This is a genomic window from Niallia oryzisoli (assembly GCF_043641075.1).
In the GTDB taxonomy this organism is placed as follows: Bacteria; Bacillota; Bacilli; order Bacillales; family Cytobacillaceae; genus Bacillus_BD; species Bacillus_BD oryzisoli_A.
The window spans coordinates 142,259-166,298 of the sequence record NZ_JBHZRC010000005.1 but is presented as its reverse complement, the minus strand read 5'-3'; the positions used below and the strand labels follow the sequence as shown (position 1 = coordinate 166,298).

Annotated in this window: 22 protein-coding genes; 9 read left to right on the top strand and 13 right to left on the bottom strand. The window is 37.4% G+C overall.

Translation table 11 applies throughout. The features are described 5' to 3' along the window. Positions 1 to 296 precede the first annotated feature (296 nt). The 5 genes from ACHUFV_RS16335 to ACHUFV_RS16315 all read left to right on the top strand — a co-directional run bounded on the left by ACHUFV_RS16335 (position 297) and on the right by ACHUFV_RS16315 (position 7,572). Positions 297 to 2,288 (top strand): molybdopterin-dependent oxidoreductase, encoded by a 1,992-nt coding sequence (locus tag ACHUFV_RS16335; protein ID WP_394235958.1) that lies wholly within the window; start codon positions 297 to 299, stop codon positions 2,286 to 2,288. Between the two features lie 341 nt (positions 2,289 to 2,629). Further along, a complete protein-coding gene (locus ACHUFV_RS16330; protein WP_394235956.1) occupies positions 2,630 to 4,993 on the top strand; it encodes a molybdopterin-dependent oxidoreductase in 2,364 nt (787 codons plus the stop codon). An 11-nt stretch (positions 4,994 to 5,004) separates the two neighbouring features. Then, positions 5,005 to 5,634 carry a sulfate reduction electron transfer complex DsrMKJOP subunit DsrO gene (dsrO, locus tag ACHUFV_RS16325; RefSeq protein WP_394235954.1) on the top strand — a complete coding sequence of 210 codons (630 nt, stop codon included), beginning with the start codon at positions 5,005 to 5,007 and terminating at the stop codon, positions 5,632 to 5,634. Between the two features lie 3 nt (positions 5,635 to 5,637). After that, entirely contained in the window at positions 5,638 to 6,846 is a 1,209-nt protein-coding gene (gene nrfD, locus ACHUFV_RS16320) for an NrfD/PsrC family molybdoenzyme membrane anchor subunit (protein WP_394235953.1), read from the top strand. Between the two features lie 51 nt (positions 6,847 to 6,897). Next, positions 6,898 to 7,572 (top strand): TorD/DmsD family molecular chaperone, encoded by a 675-nt coding sequence (locus ACHUFV_RS16315; protein ID WP_394235951.1) that lies wholly within the window; start codon positions 6,898 to 6,900, stop codon positions 7,570 to 7,572. Positions 7,573 to 7,602: 30 nt separating this feature from the next. Here ACHUFV_RS16315 and ACHUFV_RS16310 read toward each other — a convergent pair whose 3' ends face one another. The 4 genes from ACHUFV_RS16310 to ACHUFV_RS16295 form a co-directional block, all read right to left on the bottom strand. Continuing rightward, a complete protein-coding gene (locus ACHUFV_RS16310) occupies positions 7,603 to 9,546 on the bottom strand; it encodes a CoA-disulfide reductase (protein ID WP_394235949.1) in 1,944 nt (647 codons plus the stop codon). 155 nt (positions 9,547 to 9,701) lie between these two features. Continuing rightward, on the bottom strand, positions 9,702 to 10,097 hold the full coding sequence (locus ACHUFV_RS16305; RefSeq protein WP_394235947.1) for a DsrE/DsrF/DrsH-like family protein: 396 nt from the start codon (positions 10,095 to 10,097) through the stop codon (positions 9,702 to 9,704). Between the two features lie 151 nt (positions 10,098 to 10,248). Further along, the gene (locus tag ACHUFV_RS16300; protein ID WP_394235945.1) at positions 10,249 to 10,470 is read right to left on the bottom strand and encodes a hypothetical protein; all 222 of its coding nucleotides are present in this window, start codon (positions 10,468 to 10,470) and stop codon (positions 10,249 to 10,251) included. 30 nt (positions 10,471 to 10,500) lie between these two features. Further along, positions 10,501 to 11,235, bottom strand: a complete 735-nt coding sequence (locus ACHUFV_RS16295; RefSeq protein ID WP_394235943.1) for a hypothetical protein — start codon at positions 11,233 to 11,235, stop codon at positions 10,501 to 10,503. 207 nt (positions 11,236 to 11,442) lie between these two features. Between ACHUFV_RS16295 and ACHUFV_RS16290 the strand changes: the two genes are divergently transcribed. After that, positions 11,443 to 12,336 (top strand): DUF3824 domain-containing protein, encoded by an 894-nt coding sequence (locus ACHUFV_RS16290; RefSeq protein WP_394235941.1) that lies wholly within the window; start codon positions 11,443 to 11,445, stop codon positions 12,334 to 12,336. Positions 12,337 to 12,634: 298 nt separating this feature from the next. On the opposite strand, the gene ACHUFV_RS16285 is transcribed toward ACHUFV_RS16290, so the two are convergent. Next, positions 12,635 to 14,023 (bottom strand): IS110 family RNA-guided transposase, encoded by a 1,389-nt coding sequence (locus tag ACHUFV_RS16285; RefSeq protein ID WP_394235939.1) that lies wholly within the window; start codon positions 14,021 to 14,023, stop codon positions 12,635 to 12,637. Positions 14,024 to 14,283: 260 nt separating this feature from the next. Between ACHUFV_RS16285 and ACHUFV_RS16280 the strand changes: the two genes are divergently transcribed. Further along, complete coding sequence (locus ACHUFV_RS16280; protein WP_394235937.1) at positions 14,284 to 14,841, top strand: hypothetical protein; 558 nt, start codon at positions 14,284 to 14,286, stop codon at positions 14,839 to 14,841. Between the two features lie 77 nt (positions 14,842 to 14,918). Here the strand turns inward: ACHUFV_RS16280 and ACHUFV_RS16275 are convergent, their stop codons facing one another. The 4 genes from ACHUFV_RS16275 to ACHUFV_RS16260 all read right to left on the bottom strand — a co-directional run bounded on the left by ACHUFV_RS16275 (position 14,919) and on the right by ACHUFV_RS16260 (position 17,874). Further along, positions 14,919 to 15,671, bottom strand: a complete 753-nt coding sequence (locus ACHUFV_RS16275) for a sulfotransferase family 2 domain-containing protein (protein WP_394235935.1) — start codon at positions 15,669 to 15,671, stop codon at positions 14,919 to 14,921. A gap of 17 nt (positions 15,672 to 15,688) precedes the next feature. Then, complete coding sequence (locus ACHUFV_RS16270) at positions 15,689 to 16,447, bottom strand: hypothetical protein (RefSeq protein WP_394235929.1); 759 nt, start codon at positions 16,445 to 16,447, stop codon at positions 15,689 to 15,691. Between the two features lie 75 nt (positions 16,448 to 16,522). Next, entirely contained in the window at positions 16,523 to 17,380 is an 858-nt protein-coding gene (locus tag ACHUFV_RS16265) for a hypothetical protein (protein WP_394235927.1), read from the bottom strand. A gap of 128 nt (positions 17,381 to 17,508) precedes the next feature. After that, on the bottom strand, positions 17,509 to 17,874 hold the full coding sequence (locus ACHUFV_RS16260) for a hypothetical protein (protein ID WP_394235925.1): 366 nt from the start codon (positions 17,872 to 17,874) through the stop codon (positions 17,509 to 17,511). A gap of 332 nt (positions 17,875 to 18,206) precedes the next feature. Between ACHUFV_RS16260 and ACHUFV_RS16255 the strand changes: the two genes are divergently transcribed. Then, positions 18,207 to 18,362 carry a hypothetical protein gene (locus tag ACHUFV_RS16255; protein WP_394235923.1) on the top strand — a complete coding sequence of 52 codons (156 nt, stop codon included), beginning with the start codon at positions 18,207 to 18,209 and terminating at the stop codon, positions 18,360 to 18,362. A 255-nt stretch (positions 18,363 to 18,617) separates the two neighbouring features. On the opposite strand, the gene ACHUFV_RS16250 is transcribed toward ACHUFV_RS16255, so the two are convergent. Further along, a complete protein-coding gene (locus tag ACHUFV_RS16250; RefSeq protein ID WP_394235922.1) occupies positions 18,618 to 19,109 on the bottom strand; it encodes a hypothetical protein in 492 nt (163 codons plus the stop codon). Between the two features lie 280 nt (positions 19,110 to 19,389). Here ACHUFV_RS16250 and ACHUFV_RS16245 point away from each other — a divergent pair, with 280 nt between their 5' ends. Then, entirely contained in the window at positions 19,390 to 20,322 is a 933-nt protein-coding gene (locus ACHUFV_RS16245; protein ID WP_394235920.1) for a metallophosphoesterase family protein, read from the top strand. Positions 20,323 to 20,571: 249 nt separating this feature from the next. Here the strand turns inward: ACHUFV_RS16245 and ACHUFV_RS16240 are convergent, their stop codons facing one another. The 3 genes from ACHUFV_RS16240 to ACHUFV_RS16230 form a co-directional block, all read right to left on the bottom strand. Next, entirely contained in the window at positions 20,572 to 21,633 is a 1,062-nt protein-coding gene (locus ACHUFV_RS16240) for an FRG domain-containing protein (protein WP_394235918.1), read from the bottom strand. A 354-nt stretch (positions 21,634 to 21,987) separates the two neighbouring features. Continuing rightward, on the bottom strand, positions 21,988 to 22,755 hold the full coding sequence (locus ACHUFV_RS16235; RefSeq protein WP_394235916.1) for a deoxyribonuclease IV: 768 nt from the start codon (positions 22,753 to 22,755) through the stop codon (positions 21,988 to 21,990). A gap of 129 nt (positions 22,756 to 22,884) precedes the next feature. Then, positions 22,885 to 23,688: an Fpg/Nei family DNA glycosylase gene (locus ACHUFV_RS16230; RefSeq protein WP_394235915.1), complete on the bottom strand. Its 804-nt coding sequence runs from the start codon at positions 23,686 to 23,688 to the stop codon at positions 22,885 to 22,887. Positions 23,689 to 24,040: the final 352 nt, after the last annotated feature.

Genomic DNA, 24,040 nt, shown 5'->3' with positions numbered 1-24,040 from the left:
CCGAAGTCCGCCGAAGTTCGGATTGTTCTAGCTTATATTCAATGAAAACTGTCCGAAGTCGACACAGGTTCGGACTGCTTTTGCTTACATTCAATGAAAGCTGTCCGAAGATTTCAATCTTATGAACTTCTTACTTATAGTGTTACATTTTTTTTGACCAGTCACAGTGACATCTAGCACATGCAGGAGCAGGGCTATCCCATTAGTTACCATTAGTAAAGAGTGACATTAAGCAATACGCAACAAATGGTATTCTGCTAGAATGTACTCTAACTACTGTGAAGAGGAGAAATTGTATGACACAACATGCAGCTAGGAAATTCAGGAATGTCTGTCCTAGAAATTGTCCAAGTTCATGCACGATTATTTCCCATATAGAAAAGGATTCCATTCATCATATTGCTGGAGATATCAGTCACCCCTATACAAAGGGTAAGCTTTGCGCAAAAGGGTTTTCCTATGCAGAAAAAAATAACCATAGAGATCGCTTAAAATATCCTTACTACCAAAAAGTAAAAGGATCAGGGAAATTTATTCAAATTTCTTGGGAAAAGGCTTTTCAACTCATAATAAGTGAAGTATTGAAGATTCATCATCAATTTGGCAGCCTTCTCCCCTTCGCCTTGTTTAAGGGTTCTGGAAATATTGGCGTGCATCATTATGTAACAGATGAATTTTTTTCCCATATAGGGAAAACAACAAGAATGCTTGGCACCTCATCCTTACTTTCAAGTTTACATGCTGTTGAACCGGATAAGGTTGTGAAGAACAGGCCTAATCCTTCTGACATCAAAGAGGCCTCACTGATTATCATCTGGGGAGCTAATCCAGCTGCAACCAATATTCATCTCATCCCTCATTTAATAGAAGCAAAAGTAAAAGGGGCAAAAATAGTAGTTATTGACCCCCTGTATACACAAAGTGCTGAGTTAGCCGATTTATATATCCAATTACGGCCTAGTACAGATGGAACGTTGGCAACTTTATTAATCCAACAGCTGATTGAAAATAATGCAATGGATAGTAGTTTTTTCGATATCGATCCTATTGAGATGAATCGATTAATAAAAAACATAAATGAAATAGATGTAGATGACTATTTAATGACTTGTGATGTATCCAAAGAAGCAATCAACCTTTTGCTGACGTGGATGACGGAGGCCGATACGATTGCGTATGTCATTGGTTCAGGTCTGCAAAAACATTCTAATTTTGAACATACGATTCATTCGATTGAACGACTTGCTGCCGTTCACGGGGATATCGGCAAAATGGGCGGGGCAATTTACTTAAGAGATGGCAGCGACACGATGATGTTTAATAATCAAACCTCTGAACGTGTCTTAGGAAAAAACCGAATCCTCGATATCAATAATAGGGATCATATTGGAGATCTTCCTATTAAAATGTTATGGGTTTCATGTGCAAACCCATTAATTCAAGAACCTAATTCGACAGCGATTAAGGAGTTTCTGATGGATATTCCATTCGTTGTAACGGTGGATCAGTTCATGACACCAACAGCACAAATGTCCAATCTCATTCTGCCAACAACCACCCATTTTGAGGAAATGGATATTATCATAAGCTGGTGGCATAAAGAAATTGCATTAAACGAACATGCCCTATCTCCTTATTATGATAGTAGAAGTGAGTGGTGGATGATGACAGAATTAGCAAAAAGGCTGAATCAGCATGTGCCATCACTTTGTACTTTTCCTATTTATTCTTCCGAAGAGGAATATTTAAATGCACAATTTAATGATCAAGTATTTAACTGTTATTCGGTTAGAAACATATCAGATTTAAAAGAAAGAAGCATGACAGGGGCTATTTCTAATAATAGAGTGCAGCAGCAATACTCTAATAGAGTGAAACAAAATAAAGATGTTAACCCTATGATGGGGAATTTACCGCCAAAAGAATATCCTTTTTGGTTCATCACTCCTCATCATCCATATGCATTTAACTCTCAATTTCACTTTTTAAATCTTCATGATGAGAAAGAAGCATTTGTGGTCATCCATCCACAAGCAGCCACAGATATCGGCATAACAAACGGGGATATTGTTAAGATGTACAATGATCAAGCATGTATTGAGATGAAAGCAGTATGCAGCAAACAAGTTCCAAAAGATATTGTCATGGTGTATCAAGGGTGGTATCCAGATTCAGATGTTACCATTAACGATCTGATAACTGCAAAGCAAGAAGACACGAGCAATCAAGAATCAGCTTTTCAAAACTATGCAATTTATGACACCTTTGTGAATGTTGAAAAATTATAAATACCACTATCGCATCCTTTATGAGGAAAATTAATCTACTTTATCACTAATCGACAAGCGTCTCGCTCTAGTTGATTAGGTATGTGTACCATGCAGAAAACTAGCATTCGCTTCATTGCGCAAGCTAGTTTTTTTATTCTATGGCTGTTTATAAAATCGACATATTTATATAAAAAGGGAAAAAGGTTGTGTGAATGTCTAACAAACATAGATGGTTAAGTGTGTATGATTCAACACTCCTCATACTGTGGGGTTACGAACTATAATGATAGTACATTCAATAATTTAAACTGTTCCTATAGATATATGTGATGAAAATATGAAATGGGAGGGATTCATTTATGAATATCTCAAGAAGAAGCTTTATTAAAACGGGGCTAGCGGGAAGTGCAACACTCGGATTATCTGGCATGTTCACTTCACGAAAGTGGTTCCAGTCAGCAGCAGCTGAAAACACTCCCAATGAAGTAACGAGATTCACTTACCATACAACAAACTGTGGAGGTCGATGTGCCTTTAAATGTACGGTCAGAGACGGAAAACTTGTTAAAATCGTTCCAAATAATTGGACAGATACGCGATTCTCAACGGTTTGCTTAAAAGGGATAAGTGAAATTGAACGTATTTATAGCCCTGACCGACTTAAAACTCCTTTAAAGCGTGTAGGTAAACGAGGTGAGGGGAAATTTGTCGCCATTTCATGGGATGAAGCCTTAACTGAAATTCATAAAAAGCTGTCTAGTTCAATTGAAAAATACGGTGGAAAATCTATTTTGTTTAGTGCCTCATCAGGGATTGAATACACGTATCAGCAATTAGTAACATTACTTGGTGCACAATTTGCATGTGAAGCGGGTATTGACGTTGGCCTTGCCAACGGATTAGAGGAATGTATTGGCGGTCAAGCATACGGTTATGTGCAAAATGAAACGTCAGATTGGGTAAACTCAAAAACGATTATTTTCCTCGGCTGTAACATTCTAGAAACCACTTTAACAGATTCGAAGTTTTTCTATGCGGCGAAGGATGCTGGTGCGAAGATTATTGTGATTGACCCGAACTATTCTACAACGGCATCGAAATCTGATCAATGGATCTCGATTAAACCAGGTACGGATGGTGATCTTCTACTAGCAATGATTACGCTAATTCTCGATAATCATTGGTATGATGCCGAGTACTTAACGAAAAACTCATCTGCACCATTTTTAGTAAGAGAAGATAATAAGCAATTGTTAAGAGTTGATCAATCCAAAGAAGGAAATGTAGAAAATCCGTTTTACGTCTGGGATAAAAATAGTAATTCCCTAAAGCCTTATAACGCTGAAGGTGTAAATCCTCAACTTGAAGGAGAATTTACAGTAGATGGTGTGAAAGTTAAAACGGTCTTTACGGCAATGAAAGAAAACCAAAAGTCTTATACCCTTAGCTGGGCATCTGAAAAGACAGAAATTGACGAAGATGTGCTTTACGAGTTAACGAAACGATATGCAACAGCAGGGCCTGCTGTTCTTGGTTGGGGATTCGGCGGAATCGACAAATGGGGAAATGCAGATGTTGCTGGTCATGCAGGAGCTATTCTCGGTGCTTTAACAGGAAACATCGGCCGAGTTGGCGGAGCAGTTGGAAATGCATTGTATCATGGCAGCTCATGGACTGCAGCACTCAATTCCTGGGAACTGCCATCAGAGTTTGCTCAAACACCACTCGAGATGACAACCCAAGACAGACGCATAAAAGAAAACTCTGTACGGGTCGTTATTAACTTAGGTAATACATTGCAGCAGCATTTTGCGAACTTAAGTAAAACAGAAGAATGGATTAATAGTTTAGATTTTCTTGTAACCATAGATCCTTTCCATAACCCAAGTGTAAATTATTCTGATATTGTATTGCCAGCCTCTACAGCATTCGAAAGTGAATACGACATTATCAACATGCAAGTGAATCGTTCTCATGTATTGATGTCACAAAAAGTGATTGATCCATTACATGAAAGTAAATCAGACTTCCAAATCGAAAAGGAAATTACTGCGAGATTTGGGTTAGACCGCTATTTACCTAAAACTCCAGAAGACTTACAAAGACATCGTTTAACATCTGGTGATCCTCGTTTAACTGGAATTACGATTGAAACATTGAGAGAGAACAATTTTATTATGCGTTTAAAAGTACCAAATGAGCCGTATCGTGGTTTTATGGATCAAAAGTATTCTACGCCGTCTACAAAACTAGAACTCTATCACGAAAAGATGGTTGAGTATGATCAAGCATTTCCGAACTCAGACCTACCATCTGAAGCACATAAAAACAACTCATTATCAAAACAATATCCTTTACAATTTAGTCAGGCTCATACTCGATACCGTGTCCATTCACAATTTACAAATGCCAAGTGGATTAACCAAATCAATCCAGGTCCAAAGCTAGAAATCAATTCAAAGGATGCAGAGTCTAGAAAACTGAAAACAGGTGATCTTGTTGAAATTTTTAACGAGCGTGGTTCATTTCAAGCAAACTGTAAAGTGACAGAATATTTACGCCCAGGACAAGTACGGTTACATGAAGGCTGGTGGACAGAGCATATGAAGGCAGGAAACCTTCAAAATGTAACGAACGACAAACTAAACGAACGTCAATATAAGCTTAGATATGGGCCAGTAATTCCGTACAATGATACGTTAGTTGAAGTGAAGAAGATTTAGGAGGTGGCATGATGAGATATGGTATGGTAATCGATTTAGAAAAATGTATGGGATGTCATACATGTTCCATTTCATGTAAAATGCAAAATAATATTCCACAAGGAATGCTTTGGAATCGTGTCGTTAGTGTTGGAGATGAAGGGTTAGATAGTGTAGAAGGGCTTTTCCCTAATGTAAAGAGAAAATATATCCCCATTGCCTGTCAGCATTGTGATAACGCACCTTGTCAAAAAGCATGTCCGGTTGGTGCAACGTACTATGATGAAAACGGATCGGTACAAATTGATTATGGCCGCTGTATCGGCTGCCGCTACTGTATGGCCGCATGCCCATATAATGTACGTGTCTTTAACTGGGAGGAAGCAGAGCGTCATCCAGATTTTAATTATGGAGATGGAGTCGTTCCTGTACGTGACGTAGGTGTGGTTGAAAAATGCACATTTTGTAAAGAGAGAACAAGTGAAGGTTTAGATCCAATGTGTGTAGAATGCTGTCCAGCTGAAGCACGAGTCTTTGGTGATTTAGATGATCCAAAAAGCGAAGTGTCCAGGTTAATTCGCGAAAGAAACGGTGAGCAGCTGCTGAAAGAAAAAGGAACGAAGCCGAAAGTTTATTATTTAGGCTTGAATGAGGAGGTGTAATCAATGACAATCAAGACTAAATTTAACCTACCTACCGTCATATTAGGCATTTTCGCGGTGATGGGCTTTTCGGCCATCGGTTATCAGCTCGTAAATGGACTTGGCGTAACTGGGATGAATAATATCGTTTCTTGGGGAACTTATATTATGCTATTTATGTTCTTTGTTGGATTATCTGCTGGAGGATTAATTGTTTCTTCTTCCGCAACGGTATTTAATATTCCATCGTTCAAAGTCGTTGCAAAACCAGCAACCATATTATCAACCGTTTGTGTCATTGTTGCTGCTGGTTTTATTATGGTGGACTTAGGAAATCCGTTTCGTATGTTAAATTTACTTTTACACAGCAATTTCAAATCACCGTTGATGTGGGACGTGATGGTGATTTCCCTTTACTTAGTCATTAACGTGTTATATCTCTATCTCATGACACGAGAAAAACCGAACCAAAAAGCAATGAAAATTATGTCATCCGTTGCCCTGCCAGTTGCCATTCTCGTTCACTCCGTAACGGCATGGATTTTCGGCTTACAAATTGCTCGTGGAGCTTGGCATACAGCCATCATGGCTCCGCTGTTTGTCGCCTCCGCGTTAGACTCAGGACTAGCCCTACTACTTATTGTTTTGGTTCTATTAGCGACATTTAAAGTCTTTGTGGTAGAGAAAAAGCTCATTACGACATTAGCAGGACTTTTAGTAACTTTCGTAGCAGTTGATGCCTATCTTCTTCTGTCTGAAATGATCACCATGATCTATCCACAAGGAGAAGCCATGCATCATGCTGAGGTGCTCATTAGCGGCCAATTGGCTCCCTATTTCTGGATACAAGTGATCTTAGGTCTTGTGGTACCGTTAGCGATCCTATTATTTAAGAAAAATCGAGAAAAAATGGGATTAGTCGTCTTTTCATCCGCATTAATCGTCTTTGGCGTGTTGTGTAAGCGAATCTGGCTTCTTTTCTCTGCCTTTGTTCATCCGAACATTGCTGAAGGTCAAGGAATCACGCTTGGCTATAACCAACAAAATATTTGGTCCACAGTTGGTACTTATTCACCGTCTTTAGTGGAGCTGATGATTTCTGTAGGATTAATTTCATTCGGTATTCTTTTATTCACTTTTCTTGCTAAAAAGATTCTTGTGCAAAAATCATCACAAGAAAATCAATTTAGTGATAAAGAAGGAAAAATTTATTCCATGGTTAAGAACGGCTAACCATCATGTCGATTATTACAGCAACGCTGAACCCATAAAGGAGCGGTTATGATGACAAAAACTTGGGCTGAGGTATGGAGCTTCCGAGAACAATTATACAGCTTTTTCGCAAACCATTTGCTAGAGCCTGTACAAGTGGAAAACAAAGAGATTGTTACGGAGCAATTTTGGCGTCAATTTCCTTTAGAAGCGGCAAATGAACAAATCATGTCAGGTCTTGAGCAATTAATAAACTGTACGTCTCAATGGGATGAACAAGATATGATAAATTCCATTGAAAAAGTAAATGTAGAGTACACAGAGCTTTTTATAGGACCTGGTGTACCGAAAGCACCACCATGGGAATCGTTTTATAATACAAGGAAGAAACTGTTCTTTGGAACGACTGCCTTTGTGATGAAAGACTTACTAAATAAACAAGGCTTAGAAAGTAAGCATAGTGGACGACAGCCTGAAGATCACTTAGGTCTTGAACTACTGTATTTAACCATACTAACAGAACAAGTGCATAATCAAGACACACAAAGCCAAGTAAACATCATTAAAGATCAGCTCGCCTTTATGGATGAACATTTACTCTCATGGATTCCTACTTTGTATGACGATGCAAAAAACAATGGCAGCTTAGGCTTTTACAGTGGTTTCATTGAAATGATTTGGGGAACCATTCTGTGGGACAAAGAACTATTAGAAGAGTTTCTTGCGGAATATGAAGGAAAAGAATAGAGCCACGGGGACGGGTTCGTCCCCGTGGTTTCATTTCTTTTTAATCCAAAATTTAATAACAGGACCGTCTTGTTCTGTTTTGAGGATTGTGTGTCCAGCATTTTTTGACCAAGCTGGTAAATCATTTAAAGTTCCTCTATCTGTAGCATGAAGCTCTAATACTTGATTACTCCCGATTGAATCAATGCCCTTTTTTAATTTTACAATAGGCATTGGACAGGTTAATCCCGTTACATCTATTACTTCATCTGCTTTTAGACTTTGATCAGCTAGAATAATAGTTTCTCCTAAATCATTTGTAGCTGTTTCAACTTCCACGTGAATATTACTGCCATAGACAGATGAATAGGTTTTCCAGCCTCCGTCGACATTCTTGACATCGAATCCATTGTTTTTCAAAATTCGGCTTGCTAAATAGCCTCTCAAACCAACTTGACAGCTTACGTAAACCGTTTTGTCCTTTGGAATTTCATTCAATCTATTTCTAAGATCATCTAATGGGATATTGATAGATCCTTTAATATAACCAAATTCACGTTCCATTGGTTCACGGACATCAATTAATAGCCCGCCCTCTGCAACAATTCTATCTACTTCATGCCACTGGATGTGTTCTAACTCACCTTCTAGTAGGTTTGTTGCAACATACCCCGCCATGTTTACTGGATCCTTTGCGGAAGAATATGGCGGCGCATAGGATAATTCAAGATTTGTTAAATCTTCGACTGTTAATCCACCCTTGATTGCAGTCGCAATGACATCCATACGTTTGTCGGCTCCATCTGCCCCTACCGCTTGTGCGCCAAATATTCTACCGGTTTCTTTGTCAAAAATAAGCTTTAACGAAATTTGCGCAGCTCCTGGATAATAGCCCGCATGTGAACTCGGATGTACATGTAGGACTTCATACGGAATGCCTAGCCTTTTTAGTGTTTTTTCATTGTTACCCGTTGAAGCTACCGTTAAATCGAATACTTTTGCCACAGATGTACCGAGTGTTCCCTGATATCTTTCACTTAGTCCCATCATATTTTTTGCTGCAATACGACCTTGTCTATTAGCTGGTCCAGCAAGAGGAATCGCCGTTTGATTGCCATTGATATAATCCACTACTTCGATTGCATCTCCAACAGCATAAATATTCTCATTAGAGGTTTGAAGGTATTCATTGACAATAATATGACCGCGTGCACCTAATTCAAGTCCTGCACTTTTCGCTAATTCATTTTCAGGTTTTACTCCAATAGAAAGGATGGTCATATCTGTTTCTACTTCTATTCCATCAGATAAGATTACCTTTTTACCATTATCGGCAAAAGATTGTACACCATTTTCTAGTATTAACCGAGCACCTTTTTCTTTGATATGAGTGTGCAAAATACTCGCCATTTCATAATCAATTGGCGTCATTACCTGGTTAGACATTTCAATAATCGTTACTTCAATACCAAGGTCAACTAGGTTTTCTGCCATTTCAATCCCGATAAAACCACCGCCGACAACTACTGCTTTTTTCGGTTTTTGTTGATCTACATAGTTTTTGATTTTATCCGTATCAGGAATATTTCTTAGCGTAAATAATGTTTCATTTTCCTTTAGACCAGGGATTGGAGGTACAATAGGACTTGCTCCTGGTGATAGCAATAATTTGTCATAGGTTTCGTTGTACTCTTCACCATTTCGCAAATTTTTAATGGTCACCGTTTGGCTTTCTGGGTCAATGCTGATTACTTCACTTTGATTACGGATATCCATCTTAAATCGTTTTGACATACCCTCTACGGTTTGTACTAATAATTTGCTTCGATCCGTGATGGTTTCCCCAATATAATAAGGTAAACCACAGTTCGCAAATGAAATATATTCTCCTCGTTCAATAAGAATAATTTCCACGTCTTCACTTATTCTTCTAAGCTTTGCTGCTGCAGTGGCACCGCCTGCGACCCCACCTACGATGATGACCTTCTGTGTCATATTTAATCCTCCCAAATTCATTCCATGTTATTTTGATAGACTTAACGAGTTAACAATTAATACATATGGGGGTATATAAAAAGTTAAAAAATAAAATAACAAAGCTAGTTGGACGATTGAAACGTAAATCCGGACTGAGTTACTCGTGCATTAGTTTAGAAAGTTAAGGTTACATCTGCATCCTTAGCAAACTGTAAGAATGTTACCGCACCGCCAACTTCAATCCCTTCTACAAATACATCCTCTCCAAGTCCCATTACATCCATTGTCATTTGACAGCCAATCAATTTAACACCTAACTCGATTGCCATTGCAAGCATATCAGGAATAGACGGTACATTTGCCTTTGAAAAACCCTCTGCAAAATGCTCTTTTCCTTCTGGCATAGGCAGTTGTTTATTGGCTTCCTTATGAATTAAGTTTAATCCTTCAAAGGTAAAGAAAATAGCCACCTCTTGATCCATTGAAGCTGCCGCCGTTGCAATATTAAATACCTTATATGCATCAAATAACCCACCATTACTTGCAATAATCGCTACCCTTTCACTCATCAGTAATTCCTCCTCGATCTGGTATAAAAATAATCAACTTAGCTACAAGAGTTATATTATACCCCATTGGGTATAAAGTCAATAAAAATATATTGAGCCATGGGGACGGGTTCATTGGCTCATTCTGGACAAAGGCTGTAGTATTTTTAGATTAATATACTCCTGAATGATTACAGCCTGGAAAAGGGTGAATATCTTGGATCATGTTATAGCTATAATGCTTTAGCGCAAATTGTGTATGATATAAATACTCCATGAGGTACACGCTGCCGCCATATGCATCACATAAGACCCCCGAGGTTCCTGTACCATCCATGAACGATATTCCTACTGGCCGGCCTAACAAGTACCCTATTTTTTGCTGCCAAGGCATGAAACTTCCCCCCTTTAAAAAATCTTCATTTTACCCAAACATAACAAAAAACATCTCAGGGTCTAAAACCCAGGATTGATTATTGCCTGTATATTTCCAGTATAAAACGATAGATCCAAGCCGATCCGCATGTGATGTACCAGCTATATCATGCTGCGCTTCGAGCTTATATGGCACACTTCCGTCTATTTTTATCGGATACAGATGCGGTAAATCAATGACAAACCCTTCTAGGGGTTTGAGGAGCTTGCCGTCCTTGTCATAAACGGTTCCTTCATACACTTCTTTTCTGTCGCTTATATCCAATGTATAGGATTGATTAAGTTTTACACTTTTTACAAGTACTCGATAATGATCCATATAGATCACTTCAAATCCTAGAGTATCCGAAAGGGTCATAAACTGCTCAGGACCAAGTATATATTCTGCATTGTTAGTCAGAAATGATATGACATAGTAATAGGTTAGACCCCCACTTCCTCCAACAGGAAGATTTACCATCATTTCCTTTCTATTTGCGTTAGTAAAGCTGCCAAGAATCAGCCATGGAGTATAGGCCATACTGTATTTGGGATCCAAGGGAATAACATACCACTGCATTGTCATTCCATCCAGGACTATGACCTTTATATTTTCATAAAAAGGATTTTCTGTCTTTTCACCTATCAGGTAAATAATATCCGATATTTTGTCGCCATTTACATCTCCTATTTGTTTATCGAGTATATACGTATTCTGTCTATTTTGATTTCTGTAAGTATTCATGTACGAATGGGTATAGTATTTCAATGTCTGACCTCCTTAAATTTATTTTGCTCTCATTAATATATGAAGGTCATGACATTTAGGAACGAAGTACTATCATTTATTTCATCGCATATATCTAGAGTCAACAATAAGATTAGCACCACTTTTTCTGATTTTCATATTCTTATTATCAAGGTTTTCACAGCTAGTAAGGAGATGAAATGGATGTATCAAAATCCAATGATGAATGTTGATCCTAATGGTAATGTAAATAAGTTTGTCTCAACATTAGAGGAGAGAGGTTTTATTGTACAGGAAGGAGAATTAAGGTATATCGATATACTTAAGCTTGTCAGTGGGGGTGTTGTGGATAATGCTATGGGGAATCATGCTGGCGCTCCCTATTCGCCCGTCTTACTGCCGCCAGCTCCTAATCAGCATCCATCCGAAGGACAGAAACCCCCAGTCGGATATGACCCAGATAATCCAACTAATTATCCTCCTAATCTGAACTATGTAGCACCTGGCTTTACTTATAAGCTGCGGCCTGATGAGGCAATTGTCATCATTGGGCAAACACCTCCGCAGGCTGTTTATTTTGGTTTTCGGAGCTACCTTGGATTTGTTGAAAATAAACCTGGAAAGGATTACAGCGGTGAAATAACTGCAGGAGATGCCAAAACCGGTTTTTATCATGGTGTTTTTGGAGGCCTTGGCGATCAATTAAATAATTTCAATATTTGGACGGAGAATACTCAAGGAGGAGCAGCAGGTAACCCTTTTAACAGCACTACGATTATTATTACTACAGCCGATCAAACAGTAAATAAGCAAATGCGTGATGCGTTGGCAGGAGCAGGCTTTGACCCAGATATTATGAATGATGACAATATTCCTGCGGGTTTGGTAAACATGGGGCTTGAAAAAGGGAAGGATACCTTTACCTTTCTTATGAGGGCCGCCATTTGGTCTGAAAAATTTATCGGTGATCAATATCTGAACAATCTGAGCCGCTATATGAAGGTGTTCCGAGTGACACCTAAAACGCCTTACACAAGTCTAACCCCTTGGCCCATTCCAAACCTTAAAATCAAGGAGACAGCGTACTATGTCAAGTAAGAATTTTTGATTTTTGTGCATAGGTAACACAACTTACGTAGTTTTTTTACAAAAATTACCATAAGCAACTGACAGAAAACACTATAAATGAATCATCTCTTCTCGGACCTGAATAGAGAATACTACCTTGCTTCAGTTCTGCATTGATGCAACCTGGTTAGTTCAAACCGGAAATATTAACGTACAATTCGCATTTACAGGACAAGGTAAATCATGCTGTCACTCGAGGTCTCACTGCCTCCGGCACCACGTCGATTTTCCCTTGGTCCCAGAAGAGAGATTCATTTTTTAATTTACATTACGCAGCTAAAGCAATATTTAAGTAAGTATTTATTTTAGTGAAATTTAGCTTTTTCTTGATTTCTTCAAATATACTGTAGCCGTTCTGCTTTGATTCAAAAGGTTTTTTATGTGTTAACATTGAAAAGGCAATTCGGATAAACTTGTTCCCAAGAGCTATATAAGCCTTTCTAGCGTGCTTCCCACGTTCTTTTAACTTTAAGTAATATGGACGCAAGTCCTTATTATGCTGGGCTAGACATTTGCCAACTGTATACACCATAAATCGTAAGTTCTTATTTCCTTGTTTAGATATCTTGCCATAAAATCCACTAGTTCCTCCAGATTGTATAATAATCGGATTTGTGCCAGCTTTCTTGATTAGCTGTCCAGCGTTTTCATAATTTGATATATCACCTAGTTCACTATAAAATTCAGCCGCTGTAATAACACCAATCCCAGGCACGGTTAGAAGCAGTCGCCCATCAGTTTGAAGCAGCGCTGTTTCTATTTCTTTTTCTAGCGTTTTTATATTCTCAGACAATCTTTTCAAGTCTTGAATCGCCATACTTAATATTAAAAGCTCCGCAGAAACTTCCTCTTTCTCTTTGACAATTGATGTTTGTGCCACTTGATAAAGAGTGTGAATGGTAGATGCCCGTACTCTTAATTTGTTCTCCTTTATTATTGTGGATAGTTTTTCGATTCCTAACTCCAGTACATCCGAAGGATGAGGATAGAATTCAAGAAAGAATAAGGATGATCGTCCCCAGAAATCACTAAATATCAGCTTTTTCTTCGGCTTGTTGTTTTCCACTTCTATGTAACCTTGAAAGTCCCTCCATATATGATCCATGAGTGTTCTGATTTGTACTCTTAATAAAGCACGTTTTCGTACCTCGTTTCTTCGTGCACGGGTCAAAGTCATAAGTTTACGATAAAGACCTTCTGGAAGCTTATTTTCCATTCCTTTGTTCTGGATAAGTGAATGGGCGATAACATATAGATCTAGATCATCTGTTTTACTCCAGTTTAGTGCACTTGATCTTTCCTCATAAGTTGTAGCCGCATTAATGATGGTTACTTTATAACCTCTTTTTCCTAACTCGCGAACAATATCCTCATAATAATGTCCAGTAGCTTCAACACCAACAAATATTCTTTCTGCCTCAATTTCCTTTTGAGATCTTTCTATCTTAGAACAGATTAAATCAATCCCTAGCTGGTCTAATCCAAAGAAAAAAGGTTTCTCTAAAACATCCCCAAAGTAATTACATATCAACGCCTTTTGAAAGTACTTAGCAGCATCTATCGCAACGATTAATACCTTCTCCAAATTGACTCCTCTTAATTGTGAACTGAATTGACTACCTTTCTTTCCTTGTATATTATTAAAGTAATACCCCATTTACTTCATCTCCTCTTGTTGGAATGTAAGTTGAGGTTCCCTGTCAGGTATCTCTATCTTACTACATGAAGTAAACTGGGGTATTTTTTGTTTTCCGAAAGGAAAACCTTTCGACAATATTATCTATTACACCAGGCACCACTGAATTTCAAATTCTTCCTTATGCAAGATATGAACTGGATTACCTCAGGAATCAGATTCTTGCCAAATACGGAAATGAGGAATTTGATCATGTTGACCTGAATTTTGACCTTGCGATTGTGGAGGGGTTTGAGGCTATCTTAAATGATGTAAATGTTTGGGCGGATAACAGAGATGCAGTTTACATTGAGTCAGATTATTTCCAATTGAAATCGGATGATGACTTTCTGATCCTTTATGGTGTGAACCATGAACAAACCGGTAAAGCCGTCTTTTCCAATGCAAGCTTCTATGGGGCTGAGCATTTTAATGGTGTAGCTGTAGCGAACACAACTACTGAATTCAAAGGCTCTGCGGCCGAACTTTTCCCTGAAGGCTACGAAAATGAAAAGTTCTATTATGTGTGTAGAATGTCGAGGAAAATTGATGAACAAGGAATGGATATTATTGTACCGTATAGCACTGGTAACCCGAATGGAACAGCCTTCGGAGTGGATAATTATCAGGACGCTTCTGTAATCTTTAGAATATATGTCGATAAACAGACTTTAGTAGGTCCAGCGCTTTTTGATGTTATTTGGGATCGCGCTATCCTTTTTACAAAAAAGAACAGCCGGGAGAAGGCTGCCTTCGAGGAGATAAAAATTAAAATTGCTAGTAAGGAAATTAGACTGTAGATAAAATTTATTTCTAACAAGCCCAAAATACCGATTCTAATTTTCAAAACTGGTATTTTGGGCTTGTTATTTTTTTCTTAACCATCGTTGGAAACAATATCTTTTTTGAAGATCTCCATCTCACGTTTTGTCTGTGGGTCCAAAGCATTTATCTGTTCTTCAAGTTTTTTTCTTGCAAATTGATATAACTCCATATCTATTTGATTTTTTAACTTTATTTTTGCTATAAGCTCTTTTGAAATTTTCATTTTTTTAGGTCGATTGGTTCCTACATTTCTTTTCTCATAATCAATATTATTCCAGCCGAAAAGTTTTTTCATGAAAAAAAGGGATTCACCAAATAATTCTGTGATCCCCACCACTGAAAAATGTTCGGAAATGTTTTTTTTGGCAATTTCCAAACTCATTGGATCTTTGCCGCAAAAAAATCTGGTTTGGATATTAGGCTCCGTTTGTAAATTAAAATCATCACTATCAATAAATTCTTCCAGGCTCAAACTTTTGACTCTTTCATGCAAGCGGTTAGTTGGATGACGAAGAATATGGTAGTAAGCAGAAATAAATCGGTCAACAGGATCTCTCATAAAGGAAATATAGGTGAATTTCTTGGGAAAATGCTCATGAGTCCCAAATAAAAAATGCCCATAAATAAATTTTAGACTATTTCTAAAATCCTTAGATAATTCAACTATCTTTTCTTCCATAAAAGGACACCTGTATGTTTCATTAAAATTATACTGTTTTTTAATAAACCCACGAAGTGTTTGCCCACCTGTTTTGGGAATATGCATAAATAGTAAAAGCTTATCTGATTCATTGGTGCTGATCATTCATACACCTCTTTTTATTATTCTTCTAAGGGATATAATTTTAAAGCATGGGGAGCGTAACGTGTAATGGCTTCCAGTATTTTTTCTTCGTTTCTAAAATCATAAATTTTACTTCGATTTTGATTGTTAATTTCCAGTTTTTTTTCATATGTTTTGCCTGTAAGTTTTTCAAATAAAGAGGGGTCTTCTACAATATCTTCGTATTTAAATAAATGAATATCCTTGGAAAACTCTAAATATCTTTGGCAAAATAGATCATAGATCCTTACCTGCCTATTTAATAGCTCCTCTTTTGATTCCGTAATCAACTTAAGCTCAGGCCAAACACCTTCTCCCGCTGGGAGTTTTCCCCGACTAATTGGCAAATTGAGGGACATCCAAGACAATATCGTTGGGACAGGGTGCCTCATAACCGCTATGATTGAAAAATATTTCATTTTTACTAGCTGGGGAAGAATACTTGTATAATGTGCATTATGCTTCATACCTAATGTGAAATCTTTATTCCCAATTGGAAAAATAATACTTCGTTTAAGGCACATTTTATTAATCTTTTTTCCCCCTTTCCTCTTGGATGAGAAATAATTGGTAACCGGACTTCCATCACTGTTACGTTTATCAATTATTGGCTTAGAGTGAAGAATCTTTTTTCGTACCAATTGAAAGTCTTTTTTTATTAACTTAGCAAGTCCATCTGCGTTTCTATTTTCAAAAAACCATTTTGCCTGCCAGTCCGGTTCGCTTAAACAAATACAATCTGATAAATTATCAATCAAGGCCCCAGTAAGGGTTGTTCCCCCTCGAGGAATCCCTGTTACAATTAAATTTCTATTTAATTGAGTCAAGCTTTTTCATTCCCTTCTTAGGAACCGATTCACTTTTCCTATATAAGAATTTGGAGTGGCATATTTAAATCTTGTTTTCATTAATAATCCATTATTTAATACATATTTGTGGTAATGAAGGATATAAGGATGCATTTTATGCGGCAAAAACTTAGGCTTCATTTTGATAGGTGTCGAAAAATTCATTTCAACTGGAAACTCCTTATACGGGATCTTTTGATCTGCCAACGCAAGTGATAGTGCATGCTGATCAGCAAAGTATTTATATTTTCCTATTTGCCCCATTTTATGATAATTATCCATAAGTAATCTGGCATATTTTCCCCATGCATCACGTAGCTGACTGACATATTTTTTTGGTATTGCTAAGACCCCACTATTGAAATAGGGAATGGTCACTAATTGCTTAACACCTGTAGTCTCAACACGCTTCTTTGGACAGTCCAGATTAAAATAGGAAAAGAGACCTTCCCATTGGCGGATAGAAAGCGGATCGTTATTGACTGGCTTTGCTTGAAAAAACTTTGGATTGATTTCCCTAGTAAAATCTCTGACTACGACAGTATCGCAATCGAGAGCAATTAAAACATCGTAGTCATCTTCCATTTCTAACATTCTTAATTTGTTACAATGTGGGGATCTTGAATCGAACGGCTGAACGATTCGTACATTAACACCTATATCTTCAAGCTTTGTTTTAACATCTTTTTTTATTGATCCAACAAAATTGGCTACTAATTTTTCATTACCAAGCTCACCGCCAAATACTTTGATTGTTTTAAAGAGATTTAGAATTTTACGGTGATAGGGTGATGTGTCCTCTCCGACACATGAGATTAAAAGTCTAGGCGAGCGGTAAACCATACCTTCACTCCTTCTCTTCGTTCCCAAAAGCCTAAATCAATATATTCATACATAGGGTAATTAGGTCCTTTCAGATTAAAGCAAGGCCCTTAGTAATAGATTAAGACTAAGGGCTGTTTCATAAATTATTATAAGTCATCGTCATCTTGTTTCTTTAGAAATAATAGACCTCCAATTTCGTTACAATCAATGACCAAAGTTCCTTTTACATTAGTTACTCCAACAGAAGAATCAAGTTCCTCTTTTTTAAAACTGAATACTGCCAGACAGTCTTTAGGGTCAAAATTTTCTAATGTAAACACCGTTGGATCAGTACCATCAACGGATATCGGTTGAGATGTTCCCTTATTTAATACAAATAATTTTTGTTTTGTTCCCTCTATTCCAATACCAAAATCACAAATAGTATGTTTAGTTAGACTTTTTAATAACTCGCAGATAGGTTCATCACAATGTGAATTAGGTTTATCAAAGTCATTATTTATGAAATCCAAAGTTTCTCCTCCTATATAAACACCATAATAACCCTTCCTAAAAACATTAAGATACTATACTTTATTTAAATCCAAGATTATGGTCTAGGTTTTTGACTATAAAAATAAAAAATCATGCTTATTTTTTATGTTATTTATCTTGTAATAGGCTATTAGCAACATCCTGTATAACATAAAAACATATTTTACTCCTCCGGATTATTGTTTATGAGATTAATAGCACTCTCAATAAATGGTTCATTAAATTCATAATTCAATTATTGCAAACATCCAATCCATCATTTGAAATTAGGAATATGTTACGGTATCAACTTTTAAGGGGATATGAATAAATGGCAAAAGAAGAAGAAAAGAAACAAAAGCACATAAAAAAACGTAAAAATAAACACAGCCAAAAACGTGTAAAAGGTCAGCACCCAAAAAAGCATAATAAAAAATGCAGATGTGGAAAGAAAAAAAAGAAATCGGGTATGTCTGAAGAAAAGTAAGGCACCCTTTTAAAAGAAATTGAATAAAAGGAATAATATTTTAATAAAGTCCTTATTAAAATAAAGGGGGATGTCATTAACTTGTACATTTCATCTGACATGCCCCAAAACTTTTTTATAGGAACTAATCATATTGATGCCAATACGTATACATAATAAATGCGCTGCCAAGCACAAAAAAAGGAGTAGGAAGCACCTACTCCTCATGAATTTTCACTGGGAAAGCCATTTATTTTAAACATGTCGATGTTTTGACTATATCTTCACCTCTTTAACTTTTGCGCTTGTATATTTTTTAGATTCTTCTACCATCTTTTTTGGTGGTTTGCTTTGTGAAGTGTTAAAACCTGACGGAAACTTCCAATGGTTAATCCAAACGGTACCAGCTGTATTAGGAGAATTAATATCGCAGAGCAATACTCCATTTTTAATATCTGTATTAGAATTAGTTTTAAAGGTAACGGCGACGCATTTTCCTGCTTTAATACTTGGATTTTTTATAGCAGCGCAATTGATGGCTGTCTCGTGAAGCTCCGCAGAAGTTTTTAAAATTAAATAAGGAGTTGAATGTAGGTTTTCGGGTTTTTTCTTAGGATCATTATAATGACGAATCGTAACCATGGTTTTTTTTGTGTTCCTGCCAGACTTTATCGTTTTTGGACTGACCAGCACACCATCATGAACGATCCATTTATTGCCGTTCCAATAAACAATTCCAACACAATCCCCTTTATTAATAATTGCCATAGATTACCTCCTTTCAATTAAATTTTTTCACTATAATATATGAAAGTAGACAAGGACTGACTGTGTACATACCTCTTAATCAAGACTAACCTTTCAAATTTCATTCATGTAATCCCGCTTCAATGAATCAAAATACAAGTAAATCAAAAAATTTGATTAAAAATTAAGTTCTCCCAAAAACTTTTTCACAAAGCTTCCACTTGTACAATCACAAGTAATTTCTACAGAATATCCTTTAATATGGAGAAGATTACCATATTTTGCTCGGAGGGTTAGAATAATGACATTGAATGGAAAGTCGCGCAATCTATTAAATTCAAAGTCTATTCCTAAAAATCAATTGAAATTTATTGTGTTAGGGGACAGTCATTTAAGTATAAAAGGTTATGACAAAGTACAAAAAAGATATTTATTAGATTCAAGTGGAGAGAACTATAAAAAAATATTGCAGCATATCGTAAATAACTATAGTAATACCGTGTCTTTTGTTGTACATGGCGGGGATACAATTGGGGAAGGAAATAAAGAAGATAATTTTAAAGCGTTTGTATCTGTGACAGAGGGAATCCTGTTTCATCCTAACGTGAATCTCCCCATTTTTGTTACAATTGGCAACCATGATTTTGTTAAAAAAAATGGCAGTCTTTCATCAGGATTATTCGAAAAATTTATTGGTGATCTTACCAATGACATTCAAATACCTGGTACAAACGTTCATCTTTTACAACTACCAACCTTTTTCAAAAGCTTAGGGGGTGCTCCTTACTTCCGATCAGAAGATTTAAACTGGCTCAGAAAAAAGACGTTACAAACAAAACCACCAAAGTTTGTCTTAATTGATTTTCATGCAGATTTAAGGGTTGGCAAATTTAAAAATGCAGGTAGCCATTATGTCCTTGATGAAGATCAAACAAATGCCTTTTTTCAAAGTATCAGCCCAAACGTTCAGGCAATTTTCAATCATCATTCACATACCTCGTACCAATTTAAAATAAACGAAAAGATCGGAGGCCAAAAAGTTAATATACCCTATTTAATTACCGGCTGTGGAGGAAACATGACAAGTAATGCCGGGTGTCCAAATTACTATGTGGTAACAATGGATAAAATCAATACTTCGAATCCAACCGTTCATTTTAAGCCCGTCAATGTACCGGGATTAACAAAATCAACTAAGAAAAAAAACCAATCTAAAAAAACAAAAGGGACATAAAAATAACTTATTAGATTTAACCAAAATACCACTCCCTATTTTATAGGAAGCGGTTTTTGTTATTGAAACATAATTATTAAGTGACTGCTTCACAATTAATCGGTAAAATGTACTTAACTAGTCTTCAAGAATGAGTAGTTCAATTCCATAATGCCGCCTACACCCGGCTTTCCAACATGACCTTCTGACTCTAGCTATCAGGAGCAATTGCTTAGTTTATTAATAAGATCGATAGCACCATATTTCGCTTCATTTAGAATTATTTTTTTTGAAATTTTTCATTTTGTTTTTTGCTTTCTTTATTGTTCGCTGTTTGTTAGTTGGTTGTTTGCTCTGTTTGTTGGTTAGTTGTTTGCTCTGTTTGTTTAGTTGTTGATCCTTTGTTTTGTTTATTAATTGGTTTTTCTTATCTTGCTTTTTGCTACTCTTATCGGATTCACTAGGCACTTGCCCTTCCTCTCGAATCTCAAGGTTAATTTGCCCTCTAACCTCAGTAATATCTGGATAAAGTGAAAAGTGTGTGATTCCATAACGCTCAAGTTGCTCTAGTATTGCCTTATCGCTATTCCCATCAATACATATCTCAAGGAGATAGTTTGATGCGTCTGGGAGAAGATTCAGCGGGGTAATCTCACGTTCATGAGGGAATACGGTGAAAACCCCTTTTTGGGCTACAATATGAGGATTGTTCAATGGACCGATGACTGCTGCAGGTTTATTATTGCCAAGTTCGGCATTTGGTCCGAAGTAAAGATTAACAACGTCTTCATCCACATTTGGGATATAACCTGGGTTAACAAAACTATAAAAAGAGAACGCTTCATTAAGCCGAACAGGATTAAGAATCCAAACTGCTGCATCCTTTCCCCTCTCCTTGTCACCCCGGCCTTCCAATGCGAAGAAAAGGCCAGTAAGCGCATCACGACTCCAATCCATAATCCTGGTAGGCACTCCATAGTGCTGCATCAAAAAGAGCCAGTGCCAATAAGCAGCCTGTCCATTTGGTATGGGGAACGAGGGTAATTCCTGCACAAAAGGAATTGCATAGGATTTGAATTTAGACATAAAGATAACTTCCATTAGGGGATTGTATGGTTTTCGAGCAATGGAAGGGATTAGATCCCATCGATCTTCGGGGCGGTTTGATGGTTGGTTAAACTGTTTTTGCCCCCGAAACCATAATTCACATTTTTCCGATTTGGAACATAGCTTCTTATAAGCATTATCTACAGCTTTTAGATACTCTTCAACACTATGAACTTTTGTCACACAACTAGTAACAGGGCTTGCATGTTTTGCACTATTTTCCATACACTCACCTCCTTACAAAATATGTATGAATAGGGCCAAGGGTGCGGACTTAACTTTCCATTTTTCAGAATATTTTATGAACCCAAATAATGAGAAACGCTCTGCATTGGATACCTCTTTATATTGAAAGAAAGAGAATCATTACGACAGATGGATTGTGACACAATAAAATGTTTGTTACCATGTGACAAAACCTATGACAAAAGAGGACTCCAATCGTTCTAAGAACTCATGGAAATCCTCTATTTTTGAACACTTATTCAAGAACTTACCCATAAATGCATCACACTTTAATTAATCATATTTTAATAAAAGCTAATGGTAGTTCGAGAAACTTAAATAATGGATAATCCTCTACCCCCATCTCCCCCTAAGCAATGATATCTCTTTTTCATGTGGTATTTCCTCTTTAGGAGTTTCAAGTATAAAGGGGATTCTTTTAAGAGTTGGGGTCTCCAGCATCTGATCAAATTGAGTCACTTTGATGTGGCCGGGACCAAAAATCGGGGCATGTCGGTCCTTTCCTTCTCCTGATGGGTATTTCGAATTGTTAAAATGAATAACCTTAAGTTCTTCGAAATATCCTAATTCCACTGCTTTTTCTGCGACTTCCGTCCAATTGTCGCCATTCCATATTCCACAGGAAAACGCATGACAAGTATCAAAGCAAAAACCTACTTTTTCCGGCTCATTGCAAAGCTTTCGAATTTGGACAAGCTCCTCTAGTGTAGTCCCGATAGCCCCAGGCACCCCTGCACTATTTTCAAGCAAAACTTTGGCTTCGCCTTCCCACTCCCCCAGTACCTCGTTTAGCACCTCAATCATTAATTGGTAGCTTTCCAGCAAAGTAGTTTTGGGGAGGTGTTTGCCAAAGTGAACGACCACTCCAATTGACCCGCAAGCTTCAGCAATTTCCAAATCATTTAGGAGAGACCGGACGACTTGACTGCGCAACTCAGCATCATGAGGAGTGATGCTCGTTGGATACGGTGTGTGGCTGACAGATACAACCCCCGTTTCTTCGCAAAAAACCTTACAACGTGCGGCATCTTCTTTATCAAATTCCTTTATCGATAAGCTTCGTGGATTTTTGGGGAAATATTGAAAGGCAGCAGCCTGCATCCCTTATGCTTTCTTAGCAGCACCTAAAAATCCGTCTTTGATGGAAAGATGGCAGCCAAATCTCATACAAACACCTCCTTAGCAAATAAGTGTGGATTTCATGCTTTCCCATTACCGCAGACAATGCCTTTAATGCTGACAGCTTTGGCAAAAATACGTCTTCCGCGATGAAATCTCTTCTATTACAATGGGAGCACGGCAGCGCGGACATTCTTCACCTTCTCTTGCATGAACATAGAATTGATAGCCTCCTGTTTTACCATCTCCCTTATAGAGCGGATTTTCCATATAACCGCCTTGTTTGAGTCCTCTTTGAAGGATAAACTGCATCGAGTTATAGAGCCGCGTTACTTGTTGATTATCAAGGTCATTGATCTTTTTATCCGGGAGAATCTCGGCATGCCAAAGAATTTCATCGGAATATCCGTTCCCTATCCCCGCCAGCACTTCTTGATTGATTAAAGTCGTTTTAATAGCTCCTTTTCGATTTTGCATAAGCTGTTGAAAAGCAACGATTGTAAATTGAGGATCAATCGGTTCGGGCCCCAATTTTTCAAACTCCTCGTCAACCATTTCAGGTGATAAAAGATGCAAGTAGCCTAAGCGCAATCCAATAAAAAACAGATGCTGTTCTCCAAAAGAGAGTTTCACTTGAATCGTCCGGTCTGGTTTGTCTTCCTCTTTGCCAAAAAACATCCACCCGCCCAGCATCAGGTGCAATAGTAAACACGAACCATCCTGCAGCTGGAAAACTAAATGCTTCGCCCGTCTTGTAATTGTTTTTATCGTCTGATTGGTAACCTGCGTAGTAAAACTATCAACTGGTATATTAATCGACTTTTCCCTTTGTATCGCAACATCTGTAATTTTTTTGCCAATAATCAGTGAACTCAGTAAGGTTTTATACGTTTCCATCTCTGGCAATTCAGGCATAATCCGGTCCTCCATTATATGAACTGTATTTACAGTATTTCCTAATGGCGGGGAATCATGAATAGTGGGGAATTGAAAAGTCCTATAGAAGGAGGGATATGGGGTCGGGTTGAGTCTATTGAAAAAGATTCTTCGTTAGAAATTATAGACAGGTATTGTAAATAACACTGATATGCTACTGAAAAGGAGAAAATCCTCTTGATGCGGTAGTATATAAGGGGGATAGGCTACCGTAAATGGAAAATAGATCTTGATTCAGTAGCCTATAAAGGCGTTACGCTACCGTAATTGAGTAAATCTTCTTGTTTCGGTAGCCTATAAGGACGATACGCTACCGTAATTGAGTAAATCT